This window comes from Sphingorhabdus sp. (genome assembly GCF_023910635.1).
Lineage (GTDB): Bacteria > Pseudomonadota > Alphaproteobacteria > Sphingomonadales > Sphingomonadaceae > Sphingorhabdus_B.
Window position 1 is genome coordinate 1 of sequence record NZ_JAAVVZ010000017.1, and the last position, 14,440, is coordinate 14,440.

Consider the following 14,440-nt stretch of genomic DNA (forward strand, 5'->3'; position numbering starts at 1 on the left):
GACGACATCGCCAACTGCCCCTCTGGCTGAACGGGGCGTCGACAACAGCCGTCTGCACGTCTCGGCACATTGATTTAGGTGAGACCATAGTGTGACTTTTCGCGGATAAGACGTGGTGTTTTCTGGCGCAGCTCGCCCTTGACCCCCGCCCCCTGCCCGCCTATACCGCCATCAACATCCAACCCATCGGGAATGGCCTTGTCGTCGCGCAACTTGGCTAACGTATTGATGGATATGGGTTTTCACATACGCGAAACGGCTGCACGGCAGGACCCGATTCTTCGGGGCATTGCTATGCGGCCTTTTCTTGTCTGTGGAATGGCACGCCGCGACTGACATTTCTAACTGAGGCAAAGCACCTTATGGCATCCCGTCCCGCTCCTGCGACCCTGTCGCGTCAAAAGCGTATCCGCAAAATCTTCGGTAACATCCATGAAGTTATCGACATGCCCAACCTCATTGAGGTTCAGCGCGAGAGCTATGAACAGTTCCTGCGTTCTGACCCGTCAATTGGTTATGTCTCCGGCCTTGAAAAGACGCTGCGCAGCGTATTTCCGGTTAAGGATTTTGCCGGCACATCGGAACTCGACTTCGTCCATTATGAACTCGAAGATCCGAAATTTGATGTCGAAGAATGCCGTCAGCGCGGGATTACCTATGCGGCGCAGATGAAGGTGACGTTGCGCCTGATCGTGTTTGAGGTTGACCCCGACACCGAAGCGCGCTCGGTCCTCGATATTAAAGAACAAGACGTGTATATGGGCGACATGCCGCTCATGACGCATAACGGCACCTTCTTCATCAACGGTACAGAGCGCGTTATTGTCAGCCAAATGCACCGTTCGCCGGGCGTCTTGTTCGACCATGACCGTGGCAAAACGCACAGCAGCGGCAAATATCTGTTTGCAGCGCGCGTCATTCCTTACCGTGGTTCGTGGCTGGACTTTGAATTTGATGCCAAGGATATTGTCAACGTCCGTATCGACCGTAAGCGCAAATTGCCGGTCACGACCTTGCTGTATTCGCTTGGTTTGAACGACGAAGAAATCCTGGGCCATTTCTATGACTTTGTGACATTTGAACGTGGCAAGGGTGGATGGAAAATTCCGTTCAATGCGGAACAATGGCGCGCGTCGAAACCGATGTTTGACATTGTCGATGCAAAGACGGGCGAAGTTGTATTCCCTGCGGGCACTAAGGTTACCCCACGCGCGGCCAATAAGGCCGTGAAGGATGGCCTGACTAGCTTGCTGATCCCGACCGAAGAAATCTTTGGCCGGTATTCGGCGTTCGATTTGATCGACGAGAAGACGGGCCGGATTTATGTCGAAGCGGGCGATGAAATCACCGCCGAAAATCTGGATGCCTTGGATAAGGCCGGGATCGACAGCCTTGAGCTGCTCGACATCGACCATGTCATCACCGGCGCTTGGATGCGCAATACGTTGAAGGCGGACAAGGCAGAGAACCGCGACATGGCCCTCGACGCCATTTACCGCGTCATGCGTCCTGGCGAACCGCCAACGCGCGAAACCGCAGAAGCCTTGTTTGCTGGCCTGTTCTTCGATGCGGACCGCTATGACCTAAGCGCGGTTGGCCGCGTGAAGTTGAACATGCGTTTGAACTTGGACGTCGAAGACACGCTGACGACCTTGCGCACCGAAGATATTCTTGCGGTCGTCAAGGAACTGGTGAACCTGAAGGACGGTAAGGGCGAAATCGACGATATCGATAACCTTGGCAACCGTCGTGTCCGTTCGGTCGGCGAATTGCTGGAAAACCAGTATCGCGTTGGCTTGCTGCGCATGGAGCGCGCGGTGAAGGAGCGGATGAGCTCGGTTGACGTATCGACCGTGATGCCAAACGACCTGATCAACGCAAAACCTGCTGTTGCTGCGGTTCGTGAATTCTTTGGTTCATCACAATTGTCGCAGTTTATGGATCAGACCAACCCGCTTTCGGAAGTCACCCATAAGCGCCGCGTTTCGGCACTTGGACCAGGTGGTTTGACGCGCGAGCGTGCTGGCTTTGAAGTCCGCGACGTTCACCCAACCCATTATGGCCGTATCTGCCCGATTGAAACGCCAGAAGGCCCGAACATCGGCCTGATCAACTCGCTCGCCAGCTTTAGCCGCGTCAACAAATATGGCTTTATCGAAACGCCTTATCGCAAGGTCATCGACAATAAAGTCACCGACGATGTGGTCTATCTCTCCGCCATGGAAGAGCAAAAAAACACCATCGCGCAGGCGAACGCCGAATTGAACGCCGATGGCAGCTTTGCCGAAGACCTGATTTCGTCGCGTGAAGCAGGCGAATTCCTGATGGCACCGCGTGACCAGATTACCTTGATGGACGTATCGCCAAAGCAGTTGGTTTCGGTTGCGGCATCGCTCATCCCATTCCTCGAAAATGATGACGCCAACCGCGCATTGATGGGGTCAAACATGCAACGTCAGGCCGTGCCTCTGCTACGCGCAGAAGCGCCGTTTGTCGGCACAGGCATGGAAGAAACCGTTGCCCGTGACTCCGGCGCTGCCATTGGGGCCCGCCGCACAGGCATCGTCGACCAAGTCGATGCAACGCGTATTGTTGTGCGTGTCACTGGTGATGTGGAACCCGGCAAATCGGGCGTCGACATCTATACGCTGCAAAAGTTCCAGCGTTCGAACCAAAACACCTGCATCAACCAAAAGCCATTGGTAAAGGTCGGTGACGTGATTGAGGCCGGCGACATCATCGCCGACGGCCCTTCGACTGAACTGGGCGAACTCGCATTGGGCAAGAACAGCCTCGTCGCGTTTATGCCTTGGAACGGGTATAATTACGAAGATTCGATTCTGATCTCGGAACGTATCGTGAAGGACGATGTGTTTACATCGGTCCATATCGAAGAATTCGAAGTCATGGCCCGCGATACCAAGCTTGGACCAGAAGATATCACCCGCGATATTCCAAACGTAGGTGAAGAAGCGCTTCGCAGCCTCGATGAAGCCGGCATTGTGTATATTGGCGCAGAGGTGCACCCAGGTGACATTCTCGTCGGTAAGATCACGCCAAAGGGCGAAAGCCCGATGACGCCAGAAGAGAAACTGCTGCGCGCCATCTTCGGCGAAAAAGCCAGCGACGTGCGCGACACCTCACTGCGTCTGTCGCCGGGTGTTGCCGGTACGGTCGTTGAAGTCCGCGTCTTTAACCGTCACGGTATCGACAAAGACGAACGCGCCATGGCGATTGAACGTGAAGAAATCGAGCGTCTTGCAAAGGACCGTGAGGACGAACGTTCGATTTTGAACCGTGCGACCTACAACCGCCTGAAAGATATGCTCATCGGCCAAACTGCAGCCGCAGCGCCAAAGGGCATCAAGAAGGGCGACGTAATCACTGAGGAAAATCTTGGTGAAGTCGAGCGTTACGAATGGTGGAAAATCGCCGTTGCCGATGACAAGATCCAAGGCGATCTTGAAGCGGTCAAGGTGCAGTATGACGATGCCGTCAAGTTGATCGTCGAGAAGTTCGAAGATCGTCGTGAGAAGCTGGAGCGGGGCGATGAGCTTGCGCCGGGCGTGCTCAAGATGGTCAAGGTCTTCGTCGCGGTGAAGCGTAAGCTGCAACCCGGCGACAAGATGGCCGGACGCCACGGGAACAAGGGTGTTATCTCGCGGATACTGCCGCAAGAAGACATGCCGTTCCTTGCCGACGGTACGCCAGTTGACATCGTGCTCAACCCATTGGGTGTGCCATCACGTATGAACGTGGGTCAGATTTTCGAAACCCATCTTGGTTGGGCCGCGCGTGGTCTGGGCATGCAAATTGGTGAGGCTCTGGAAGAGTGGCGCCATGCAAACCCGAACCCCGAAGCAGCAGCCCCGCCAGCAGTGGTGCGTGAACGTCTGGCGAAAGCCTATGGCGCGGAATATGCGGACGAGATCAAGAACCGCAGCGATGCCGACATTATTGAGCTTGCCAGCAATGTGACCACCGGCGTTCCCATGGGCACGCCTGTGTTCGACGGTGCACGTGAAGCCGACGTAACAACCATGCTTCAGCTTGCTGGGCTTGATGGTTCGGGTCAATCCGACCTGTTCGATGGGCGCACGGGCGACAAGTTCGACCGCAAGGTCACAGTCGGCATCATCTACATGTTGAAACTGCATCACCTTGTTGATGACAAGATCCACGCCCGTTCGATCGGACCGTACAGCCTTGTCACGCAGCAGCCATTGGGTGGTAAGGCGCAGTTCGGTGGTCAGCGTTTCGGGGAAATGGAATGCTGGGCGCTGCAAGCTTATGGCGCTGCATACACCTTGCAGGAAATGCTGACGGTCAAATCAGATGACGTGATCGGCCGTACCAAGGTTTATGAAGCCATCGTCAAGGGTGACGACAGCTTTGAAGCCGGTATCCCCGAAAGCTTTAACGTTCTGGTTAAGGAAATGCGCTCATTGGGTCTCAATGTAGAGCTGAAGGCGCACGACTTGGTCGAAGGCGACGAAGGCTTTGCCGAGGCAGCGGAATAACACTTGCTCCCCTCCCGCAAGCGGGAGGGGTTTGGGGGTAGGCGCGAACGTAAAGTGCGCGTGCTGCCCGAGATGACAGAAACCCACCCCTAACCCCTCCCGCCTGCGGGAGGGGAAAGACAAAGGGAATACAAAATGAACGAACTGAGCAAATTCAACAATCCCATCGCCAAGGTCGAAACCTTTGACCAGATCCAGATCGGGATCGCGTCGCCGGAGAAAATCCGCAGCTGGTCTTTTGGCGAAATTAAAAAGCCGGAAACCATCAACTATCGCACGTTCAAGCCAGAGCGTGACGGCTTGTTCTGCGCGCGCATTTTTGGTCCGGTAAAGGATTATGAGTGCTTGTGCGGCAAGTATAAGCGTATGAAGTATAAGGGCGTCGTCTGCGAGAAATGCGGCGTTGAAGTTACGGTCACCAAGGTGCGCCGTGAGCGCATGGGCCATATCGAGCTTGCGGCGCCTGTTGCGCATATCTGGTTCTTGAAATCGCTGCCTTCGCGCATTGGCCTGTTGCTCGACATGCAGTTGAAGCAGCTTGAGCGCGTGTTGTATTTCGAAAACTATATCGTGACCGAGCCTGGCCTGACCGCGCTGGAGAAGTTCCAGTTGTTGAGCGAAGACGAATTGCTCGACGCGCAGGACGAATATGGCGAAGACGCTTTCACCGCCAGCATTGGTGCCGAAGCCGTCAAGACCATGTTGATGGACCTCGACCTTGAACAAGAGCGCACCGACCTGCTCGACGAGTTGGCCGTTACCAAGTCCGAACTCAAGCCAAAGAAGATCATCAAGCGTTTGAAGGTCGTCGAAAGCTTCATCGATTCCGGCAACAAGCCAGAGTGGATGATCCTCGACGTCATTCCCGTAATCCCGCCAGAATTGCGCCCGCTGGTGCCGCTCGATGGTGGCCGCTTTGCGACCTCTGACCTCAACGATCTCTATCGCCGCGTCATCAACCGTAACAACCGTTTGAAGCGCCTGATCGAATTGCGCGCGCCGGACATCATCGTCCGCAACGAAAAGCGTATGTTGCAGGAAGCTGTGGACGCATTGTTCGACAATGGCCGTCGCGGTCGCACGATCACGGGCGCTAACAAGCGTCCGTTGAAGTCGCTATCCGACATGCTCAAGGGCAAGCAGGGCCGTTTCCGCCAGAACCTTTTGGGCAAGCGCGTCGATTATTCGGGTCGTTCGGTTATTGTGACTGGTCCAGAATTGAAATTGCATCAGTGCGGCCTGCCAAAGAAGATGGCGCTCGAACTGTTCAAGCCGTTCATTTACTCGCGTCTGGATGCCAAGGGTCTTTCGATGACCCTGAAGCAAGCCAAGAAGTGGGTCGAAAAGGAGCGCAAGGAAGTTTGGGACATCCTCGATGAGGTTATCCGCGAACATCCCGTCTTGCTGAACCGTGCGCCAACACTGCACCGTTTGGGCATTCAGGCGTTCGAGCCTGTCCTGATTGAAGGCAAGGCTATCCAGCTTCACCCATTGGTCTGTTCGGCATTCAACGCCGACTTTGATGGGGACCAGATGGCCGTCCACGTTCCGTTGAGCCTTGAGGCGCAATTGGAAGCGCGCGTATTGATGATGTCCACAAACAACATCCTGTCGCCAGCCAATGGTAAGCCAATCATCGTTCCTTCGCAGGACATGGTCTTGGGTCTATATTATCTTTCGATGGATCGCCGCGGCGAGCCAGGCGAAGGTATGATGCTGTCCGATATGGCCGAAGTGCATCAGGCGCTTGAAGTGGGTGCGGTCACGCTCCACTCCAAGATCATCGCCCGCGTGCCACAGACGGGCGAAGACGGCGTAGAGCGCATGGTGCGCTTTGACACCACGCCTGGCCGTATGTTGCTGGCGGAAACGCTGCCCAAGAGCCACCGCGTGCCCTTCGAAACCGTCAACCGCCTTCTCACCAAGAAGGAAATCGGCGACGTTATCGATCAGGTCTATCGCCACACCGGTCAGAAAGACACGGTATTGTTCGCCGACGCCATCATGTCGCTTGGCTTCAAATATGCGTTCAAGGCCGGTATTTCGTTCGGTAAGGATGACATGATCATTCCGGAAGAAAAGACCGAAATGGTTGCCGAAACCAAGGCGATTGTTGCCGATTTTGAGCAGCAATATCAAGACGGCCTGATCACGCAGCAGGAAAAGTATAACAAGGTGATCGACGCCTGGTCCACATGCGGTGACAAGGTCGCTAATGCCATGATGGACAAGCTGAAGGCTTCACCACTGGACGAGCATGGCCGCGAATTGCCGGTCAACTCGGTCTATATGATGAGCCACTCCGGTGCGCGTGGTTCGCCAGCGCAGATGAAGCAGCTTGCTGGTATGCGCGGGCTAATGGCCAAGCCTTCGGGCGAGATCATCGAAACGCCGATCATCTCGAACTTTAAGGAAGGTCTGACCGTTCTCGAGTATTTCAACTCGACCCACGGTGCCCGTAAGGGTCTGGCCGATACGGCATTGAAAACGGCGAACTCAGGATATCTGACACGCCGTCTGGTCGACGTATCGCAAGATTGCACCATCGTTGAAGTCGATTGCGGAACCGAGCGTGCCTTGGAAATGCGTTCGATCGTTCAGGGTGGTTCTACTATCGCCTCGCTGGGTGAACGTGTCCTTGGCCGCACCACGGCGGAAGACATTATGGGCCTGGATGGCAAGGTGTTGATCCCATCGGGAACCTTGCTCGATGAACCAATGGTTGTCGCGATGGAAGAAACCGGTATTCAGGCGCTGAAGATCCGCTCGCCATTGGTGTGCGAATCCAAGGTCGGTGTTTGCGGCACCTGCTATGGCCGTGACCTTGCACGCGGTACGCCTGTGAACATCGGTGAAGCTGTCGGCGTTATCGCCGCCCAGTCCATTGGTGAGCCTGGTACACAGTTGACCATGCGTACGTTCCACATTGGTGGTGCAGCGCAGTTGAACGAGCAGTCCAACCTTGATGCCACGGCATCGGGTAAGGTCATGTATCGCGACCTGCCTAGCATCGTCGACAAGCGGAAGAAGCGTTTGGCGATGGCACGTAACGGTGAATTGATCATCGTTGACAAGGATGGCCGTGAAATGGAAATCCACCGTCTGCCTTATGGTGCGACTTTGGCATTCCCGGATGGCGCCGACGTCAATGTGGGTGACCGTTTGGCCGAATGGGATCCATTCACCATGCCGATCATCACCGAAAAATCAGGTATTGTGAAATACCAGGACTTGATCGACGGCAAGACGCTGACCGAACAGACCGACGAAGCAACGGGTATTGCCCAGCGCGTCGTTATCGAAGATCGTGCCGGAAGCCGCACCAAAAAGGAAGACCTGCGTCCGCGCATTACCTTGTTGGATGACGATAGCGGCGAAGCTGCGCGTTATTTGATTGGCGTTGGCACAATGCTTTCCGTGGAAGATGGTGCCATGGTGCAGGCAGGCGATGTTATCGCCCGTGTGACTCGCGAATCTGCCAAGACCCGCGACATTACCGGTGGTCTGCCACGCGTTGCCGAATTGTTCGAAGCGCGTATTCCAAAGGACAATGCGATCATCGCCAAAATCTCGGGCCGCGTTGAGTTCGTCCGGGATTACAAGGCAAAGCGCAAGATCGCGATCGTTCCGGAAGAAGGCGATCGTATTGAATATCTGATCCAGAAGTCCAAGGTGCTCGACGTTCAGGAAGGCGATTTCGTTCGTAAGGGCGACAACCTGATTGCGGGTTCGCCGAACCCGCATGACATTCTTGAAGTCATGGGTATTGAAGCGCTGGCGGAATATCTGGTTGCCGAAATTCAGGAAGTGTATCGTCTACAGGGCGTGAAGATCAACGATAAGCACATCGAAACGATTGTCCGTCAGATGCTGCAAAAGGTTGAAATCACCTTCGGTGGCGACACGACTTTGCTTCCGGGCGAACAGGTCGACCGCGAAGAAATGGACGCGATCAACGCAAAGCTGACCAAGGGTCAGGCGCCAGCAACGGGTAACCCCGTATTGCTCGGCATCACCAAGGCTTCGTTGCAGACACGTTCGTTCATCTCGGCAGCATCCTTCCAAGAAACCACACGCGTCCTGACGCAGGCCGCTGTGGAAGGTAAGAAGGACATTCTGACTGGCCTGAAGGAAAACGTCATTGTTGGTCGCCTCATCCCTGCGGGTACTGGCTCTGCCATGAACCGGATGCGGATTGCAGCGACGAGCCGCGATGTTGCGCTTCGTGCCAGCTACAAGAAGCTGCAGGAAAGCCTGATTGCGCCAGAGACAGCGGCTGAAGAGCATGCTGCCGAACTGGCACAGGGTCCTGAAGCCGCGATCGGTGACGATGTGTTGGCAAAGGTTATTTCAGATGACCTGACCACCACCGACGCAGCGATCGACGATGTCGTTGACACGAGCGAAGAAGAATAAACGTCGCTTTCAAGGCAAACAAAAACCCGCCGGAGGTAATTCCGGCGGGTTTTTTGTTGGTCCGCTTTGCCCTCCCAAATTTGAGCGTTAGAGCGGCGCACTGAAAATGTGAATCATGTAATTCTTGGGATTCCCTTTGATTGAGAACTGTGATTCACTGCTCATGGAGGTGGATCATGGGCAAAAGCAGTTCGTCGGATTTACGGGTTCGGATCGTTGGAGAGATTGAGAGCGGTCATTCATGCCGGGCAGCAGCTCGCCGATTTGGGGTGAGTGCTGCCACTGCGGTTCGGTTGGCGCAACGCAAGGCGCGGACGGGATCGATCACGCCGGAGAGGCAAGGTCGTCCGCCGGGCAGGGGGCCGCTGTCGGCGCATGCGGATGTTCTGATCAGCTGGGTCGATGCCGAAGGCGACGTTACGATGCCGGAGCTGGCGGACCGGTTGTTTAAGGAGCACGGGGTGAAGGCGCATCCAGCTTCCCTGTCCCGGTTGCTGCTTGCGCACGGATTTACCGTCAAAAAAAACTCTGCTGGCGAGCGAAACCGATCGCGCTGACATTGTTCGTGCCCGGCGCGTATGGCAGACACACCGTCAGCCTTGGATGAAGAGGCGCCCGGAAAGGCTGGTCTTTATTGACGAAACCGGGACCACAACCAAGATGACACGGCTGCGGGGGCGTGCCCGCCGGGGACAGCGGCTGAAGATGAAGGCCCCGTTCGGTCACTGGGGAACACAGACCTTCATCGCGGCCTTGCGCCATGACGGCCTCACCGCTCCGTGGGTCATTGACCGTCCCATGAACCGAAAAATCTTTGAAACCTATGTGGAAACCCAGTTGGCGCCGACGCTCCAGCGCGGTGACATGGTCATCCTCGACAACCTATCGAGCCACAAAAGCGAGAAGGCCAAAGCCATCCTCAAAGAGCGCGGGGCGTGGTTCCTCTTTCTGCCGCCCTACAGTCCAGACCTGAACCCAATCGAGATGGCGTTCGCCAAACTCAAGGCGCATCTGCGCAAAGCAAAGGCCCGCACCATCGATGACCTGTGGAAGGCCGTTGGATCAATCTGCGACCTTTACACCCCAGAGGAATGCTGGAACTATCTCAAGCACGACGGCTATGTTGCAGATTAAATGCACGAAGCTCTAAGGCCTAGAATTTACCCGACAACGACAGTTGCAACAACGGGTCCCAGCTAAGCTCACGGCTCACAATCTGCCCAAGGCTGCCCGATGCCCGTGTCCCTGCATAAATGAAGCGATCGCGTCGGGATTCTGCCACGTCTGACACTTGAAAGCGGATCGTTCCCAATTTAAACTTGCTATATTCGATGAAGATCGTTGTCCAAGTGCCCTGTTGCTGTCGGCGCCTTTCGTTGAAGAAGTAGGCAAAATTGGCGTCCTGAACGCCGAACGATGCGCCATAGACGAGGCCTAAATCGGCCACATCATAACGAATGTCCCATTGCTGATGCCATAATGGGGTGTATGATACGCGTCGGTTAAGGCCCGTCACAGGGTCTGTAACGCGGCTGCCATGATAATGGCCAAGATAGCGTACCTCTACACCCGCAAAGCCGATAGGCTTGGTCAGCCAATCCAGCGGCAGCGTGATTTCCAACTCGCCATTCCACTTTGTGCTTTTACCAATATTGCCCGCGCCATCAAATTGGGCCGTAACATTGCCGCCAGCGTCGCGAACGGTAATCGGAACCAGATCCTGTGTATCGCTGACACGCTGATAATCGCCTCGAAACTGGACACTGCCGCGATCCAAGAATTTATGCCGGATCAACGCCGATAATGTCGTGGTCTTCTCTGGCACCAGATCGGCATTACCTGCATCCACCTGATTTCCGGCGGATACGTCCACCGATGTCGCAAATTCGTTGAAGTCCAATTGCGCCACCTGCCGCTCCGCCCGCAGTTCTAACGTCGTCTGAGGACTGATCGTCCAAGTGGCGATTGCGCGTGGCTTGATAAAGGTAAAGCTGCGTTCTGCGGTGCTGTCACCGGACAGCGTCAGCTTCGAAAACTCGGCGATTGCGCCAGCTTCAATCTTCCACGCTGGCCCAAGCGTCCATATATCGCTGACAAAAGGTTCGAACCGCGTTTCTTCGACCAAGACATTTGACGCCGGAAAGTTTGTGACGGCGCCTGCTACGGAGTTCGCAGCACTGAAGCGTGCGGCCAAGCGATTATAAGCCATCTCAGCGCCGAATTGGACGGCATGCCTGCCAAGGCCGCCCAAATCATTCTGCATGCGTATAACGGCTTCTGTGGGGGTGTTTCGACTTCGTGTTTCGAACAGCGACACTGGCTGTGCAATACGGGCGGTTTCGATGCTGCTGTCGTTGCTCTCCTGCGCTGAACGATACAGCATGACAATCTTGGTATTGGTCTTGGGCAGGATGGAAAATTCGATGTCGCCGCCCAATTCATAACTCAGATCGCTGATTGGCCCGCTGCGGAGCAGTAGCTCATCACCTATATCTGCGCCATTACTGTTGAAATATTCCGCCTCGCGACTTCCAAAACCGTCGCTCCAGCGCAATTGGCCATTAAGATTAACCTTCGCACCGCCAAGCCTGGTTTTAATCGCGCCACCGAGCGCAGCCTGATCATTTCCGTCTTTACCATTGTAAAAGCGCCGTTCGATAAGCGCGGCGGAAGCTGTCTTAAAATCTTCAGGACCAAAACTCAGCAAGCGCTGCGAAGAAGACGAAAAATTTAATTCATAGCTGGTGTCGCCGCGGCGCATTGTCGCCGATGCATTGATTGACGGCTGGAACCCATAACGCGTTCCCGCCAATATGGTGGCCTCATATGTCCCGTTGATCTTTGCGGAACGCTTGCGGACGACATTGACCACTTGACCTTGCCCCTGCGTTTCGGTGTCTGCACCCGCTTGCTCCGAAAGCGATATGAAGGCGACTTGGCTCGCGGGTATCCGTGATAGGATCGTAAAAATGTCATCGGATTTGGTTGCGGGACGATCACCGTCAATCAGAACATTGCCGGCATTTTCACCGAAACCCCGGCGACCCTCACCTTGATCGATTGAAAAGCCGGGAATGCGCCGCACCATATCAAGCGCGGTCACTGGCGCATAAGCCGCAAAAAAATCAGAGTCGAATTTCCGGCTACCCGTTGGCGTCACGGACATATCGGCGTTAGCGTTATCGTTATCGACATTCGCATTGGCAACGCCGGGCACAGACAAGATAGCCGTTGCTGTGGCCAGCAACGCCCGCTGAATTTTCAAACCAAACATCAAAAAAACTCCCGCAAGACCCACAATAACTTCATCAATTATGGTGTCATCATGGGCTAGCAGTGCGGGATGATCATCCGCCAGCCGCCTTCGACAAACGGACTATTGCGTCGACAAACAGCAAAAAGGGTTGCGCTTCAGTCGTTTGTCGATGTTCGTAGCCATTTGGTAGACAGTAAGTGTCGTTACCGACCGTCCCGCTCGTCCTCAATTTGATCGCGAATGTCTTGCGCTTTTTCGCAGGCATCTCTGTCGCCATCGGCGCAGCGTTCTTGGGCCTTGCTTAGCTGCCGTGACAGCTTACCCAAACTCTCTTCGCGCTTACGCATTTCGCGCCCACGTTTTTCGTCGGATTCCGACTGGCTGGTGGTGAGGACATCAGCGGTTTTGGACAAAACCTTCACCGGCGCTGTAACAACGCTTGAGACAACGGACGCAACGCATCCTTGCAACAAAATCATGGGCGCTATCGCCAACACCAAACGCCTATTCCGTCCCACAAACATTCTCCCGGAAATAATTTACTTCAGTAGATTCAATGCAATTGCTCTAATCTGCTCTGCCATATCTGGTCGCTGTAGCGCTAGTGCTAAGTTCGCTTCGATATATCCCACTTTTGATCCGCAGTCATAACGGTTGCCGTTAAATGTGACGGCGTTAAAGGGTTGCCGGCCGATCAACTGTGCCATGGCGTCCGTAAGCTGTATTTCACCGCCTGCGCCTTTTTCCTGACCTTCAAGTATGCGCATGACCTCCGGCTGAAGGATATAGCGCCCAGACACGATCAAGTTCGAAGGCGCATCCTCAACCTTTGGCTTTTCCACTAAGCCCAATATTTCGGTCACCGCGCCATTCGCCACGCCCGGTGCAATCACACCATAGCTGGCAACATCATTACGCGGCACTTCAAGCACGCTGATAATGTTCCCGCCAATCTGGTGATACGCATCGACCATCTGCTTCATACATCCCGGCGATCCGTGCATAAACTCATCGGGTAGGAAGATGGCAAATGGTTCATCGCCAATGATATCGCGCGCGCACCATATCGCATGGCCAAGGCCCAAGGGCTCTTGCTGCCGAACATATACGCAATTGCCGGGACTAAGCCGCGTGTTTGCCAAAACCGACACGTCTTTACCGCGTGCTGTCATGGTATGTTCAAGCTCAAACGCGATGTCGAAATGATCCTCAATCACGCTTTTGCCGCGACCCGTGACAAAAATCATCTGCTCTATGCCGGCCTCGCGCGCTTCATCCACCGCATATTGAATGAGCGGGCTGTCAACAATCGGAAGCATTTCTTTAGGGATGGCTTTCGTCGCGGGCAGGAAACGCGTTCCCAATCCAGCAACAGGAAAAACAGCCTTTCGAACAGGTTTATGTGTCATAAACTCCGCTTAACGCCTGAAACAACAAAGTCTAGGGTCAGGACCACTTAAATCCACCTTCGCGGTTTGAGGCCATACTGTTCAGTGCAAGGCGGCAAGCGCAGGGCTTAGTGGTTCTAAGTCCAAGCTTGCCAACGCGGCAATGGACAGTATGGGTCAAATCCGAAGGACGTCAAAATGGCTTTGTTCTCAAAGCAAAATGCCCTTGCAGGCAGAATGACTGCCTGCGGCGGACATTTTCCTTCGATATCTTTGCCATTTTGACGCCGCGAAGGTGGATTTAAGTGGTCCTGACCCTAAGCAGACTTAGCAATCCGTGCGGCAAATCCTTTTTTCAACTTTGCCAATTTTGGCGGAATGACTGCGAGGCAATATGGGTTGCGCTGTCCTTCGCCGTCCCAATATTCTTGGTGATAATCTTCGGCAGGATACCAAATGGCAGGGCCCTCAATTGTCGTCACAATGGGTGTGGGCCAATCGCCTGCGGCCTTTTGTATACCCGCTTCGGCCTCTGCACGCTGTTCGTCGGACAATGGAAAAATGGCCGAACGATATTGGGTACCGATGTCATTGCCCTGCCGATTAAGCTGCGTCGGATCATGTGTTGCAAAGAATATTTCGAGCAAATCGGCATAGCTTATGACATCGGCATCGAATGCGATGCGGATTGCCTCTGCATGGCCCGTATTTCCGCCACACACGTCTTTGTAAGTCGGATCGACCGTGTGGCCGCCAATATATCCGCTTACGACACCGCTAACGCCATTCAGTTGTCCAAAAACGGCTTCGGTGCACCAGAAACAACCTCCGGCAAAAATGGCTTCTTCTTGCGGCATAAT

General features: G+C 54.7%; 7 protein-coding genes. 3 read left to right on the forward strand and 4 right to left on the reverse strand.

The window, feature by feature from the left end:
- Nucleotides 1-362 precede the first annotated feature (362 nt).
- The 3 genes from rpoB (at nt 363) to HEQ34_RS10375 (ending at nt 10,070) form a co-directional block, all read left to right on the forward strand.
- Nucleotides 363-4,520 (forward strand): DNA-directed RNA polymerase subunit beta, encoded by a 4,158-nt coding sequence (rpoB, locus tag HEQ34_RS10365; protein ID WP_296200136.1) that lies wholly within the window; start codon nt 363-365, stop codon nt 4,518-4,520.
- 135 nt (nt 4,521-4,655) lie between these two features.
- Nucleotides 4,656-8,936: a DNA-directed RNA polymerase subunit beta' gene (rpoC, locus tag HEQ34_RS10370; RefSeq protein ID WP_296200138.1), complete on the forward strand. Its 4,281-nt coding sequence runs from the start codon at nt 4,656-4,658 to the stop codon at nt 8,934-8,936.
- A 176-nt stretch (nt 8,937-9,112) separates the two neighbouring features.
- A protein-coding gene (locus HEQ34_RS10375) for an IS630 family transposase (RefSeq protein WP_296196447.1) occupies nt 9,113-10,070 on the forward strand; the annotation gives its coding sequence in 2 pieces (ribosomal slippage) (nt 9,113-9,438 and nt 9,437-10,070; 960 coding nt in all).
- 19 nt (nt 10,071-10,089) lie between these two features.
- Here the strand turns inward: HEQ34_RS10375 and HEQ34_RS10380 are convergent.
- The 4 genes from HEQ34_RS10380 to msrA all read right to left on the reverse strand — a co-directional run bounded on the left by HEQ34_RS10380 (nt 10,090) and on the right by msrA (nt 14,437).
- The gene (locus tag HEQ34_RS10380) at nt 10,090-12,210 is read right to left on the reverse strand and encodes a TonB-dependent receptor (RefSeq protein WP_296200140.1); all 2,121 of its coding nucleotides are present in this window, start codon (nt 12,208-12,210) and stop codon (nt 10,090-10,092) included.
- Nucleotides 12,211-12,395: 185 nt separating this feature from the next.
- Nucleotides 12,396-12,671 (reverse strand): hypothetical protein, encoded by a 276-nt coding sequence (locus HEQ34_RS10385; RefSeq protein WP_296200141.1) that lies wholly within the window; start codon nt 12,669-12,671, stop codon nt 12,396-12,398.
- A 60-nt stretch (nt 12,672-12,731) separates the two neighbouring features.
- Nucleotides 12,732-13,601, reverse strand: a complete 870-nt coding sequence (gene galU / locus HEQ34_RS10390; protein WP_296200143.1) for a UTP--glucose-1-phosphate uridylyltransferase GalU — start codon at nt 13,599-13,601, stop codon at nt 12,732-12,734.
- 296 nt (nt 13,602-13,897) lie between these two features.
- Nucleotides 13,898-14,437: a peptide-methionine (S)-S-oxide reductase MsrA gene (gene msrA, locus HEQ34_RS10395; RefSeq protein ID WP_296200145.1), complete on the reverse strand. Its 540-nt coding sequence runs from the start codon at nt 14,435-14,437 to the stop codon at nt 13,898-13,900.
- Nucleotides 14,438-14,440: the final 3 nt, after the last annotated feature.

Excerpts from the sequence above, each read along its gene's own strand:
- galU (WP_296200143.1), bottom strand. The coding sequence starts at position 13,601 with ATGACACATAAACCTGTTCGAAAGGCTGTTTTTCCTGTTGCTGGATTG.
- HEQ34_RS10380 (WP_296200140.1), bottom strand. The coding sequence starts at position 12,210 with ATGTTTGGTTTGAAAATTCAGCGGGCGTTGCTGGCCACAGCAACGGCT.
- rpoC (WP_296200138.1), top strand. The coding sequence starts at position 4,656 with ATGAACGAACTGAGCAAATTCAACAATCCCATCGCCAAGGTCGAAACC.
- HEQ34_RS10385 (WP_296200141.1), bottom strand. The coding sequence starts at position 12,671 with ATGATTTTGTTGCAAGGATGCGTTGCGTCCGTTGTCTCAAGCGTTGTT.
- rpoB (WP_296200136.1), top strand. The coding sequence starts at position 363 with ATGGCATCCCGTCCCGCTCCTGCGACCCTGTCGCGTCAAAAGCGTATC.
- msrA (WP_296200145.1), bottom strand. The coding sequence starts at position 14,437 with ATGCCGCAAGAAGAAGCCATTTTTGCCGGAGGTTGTTTCTGGTGCACC.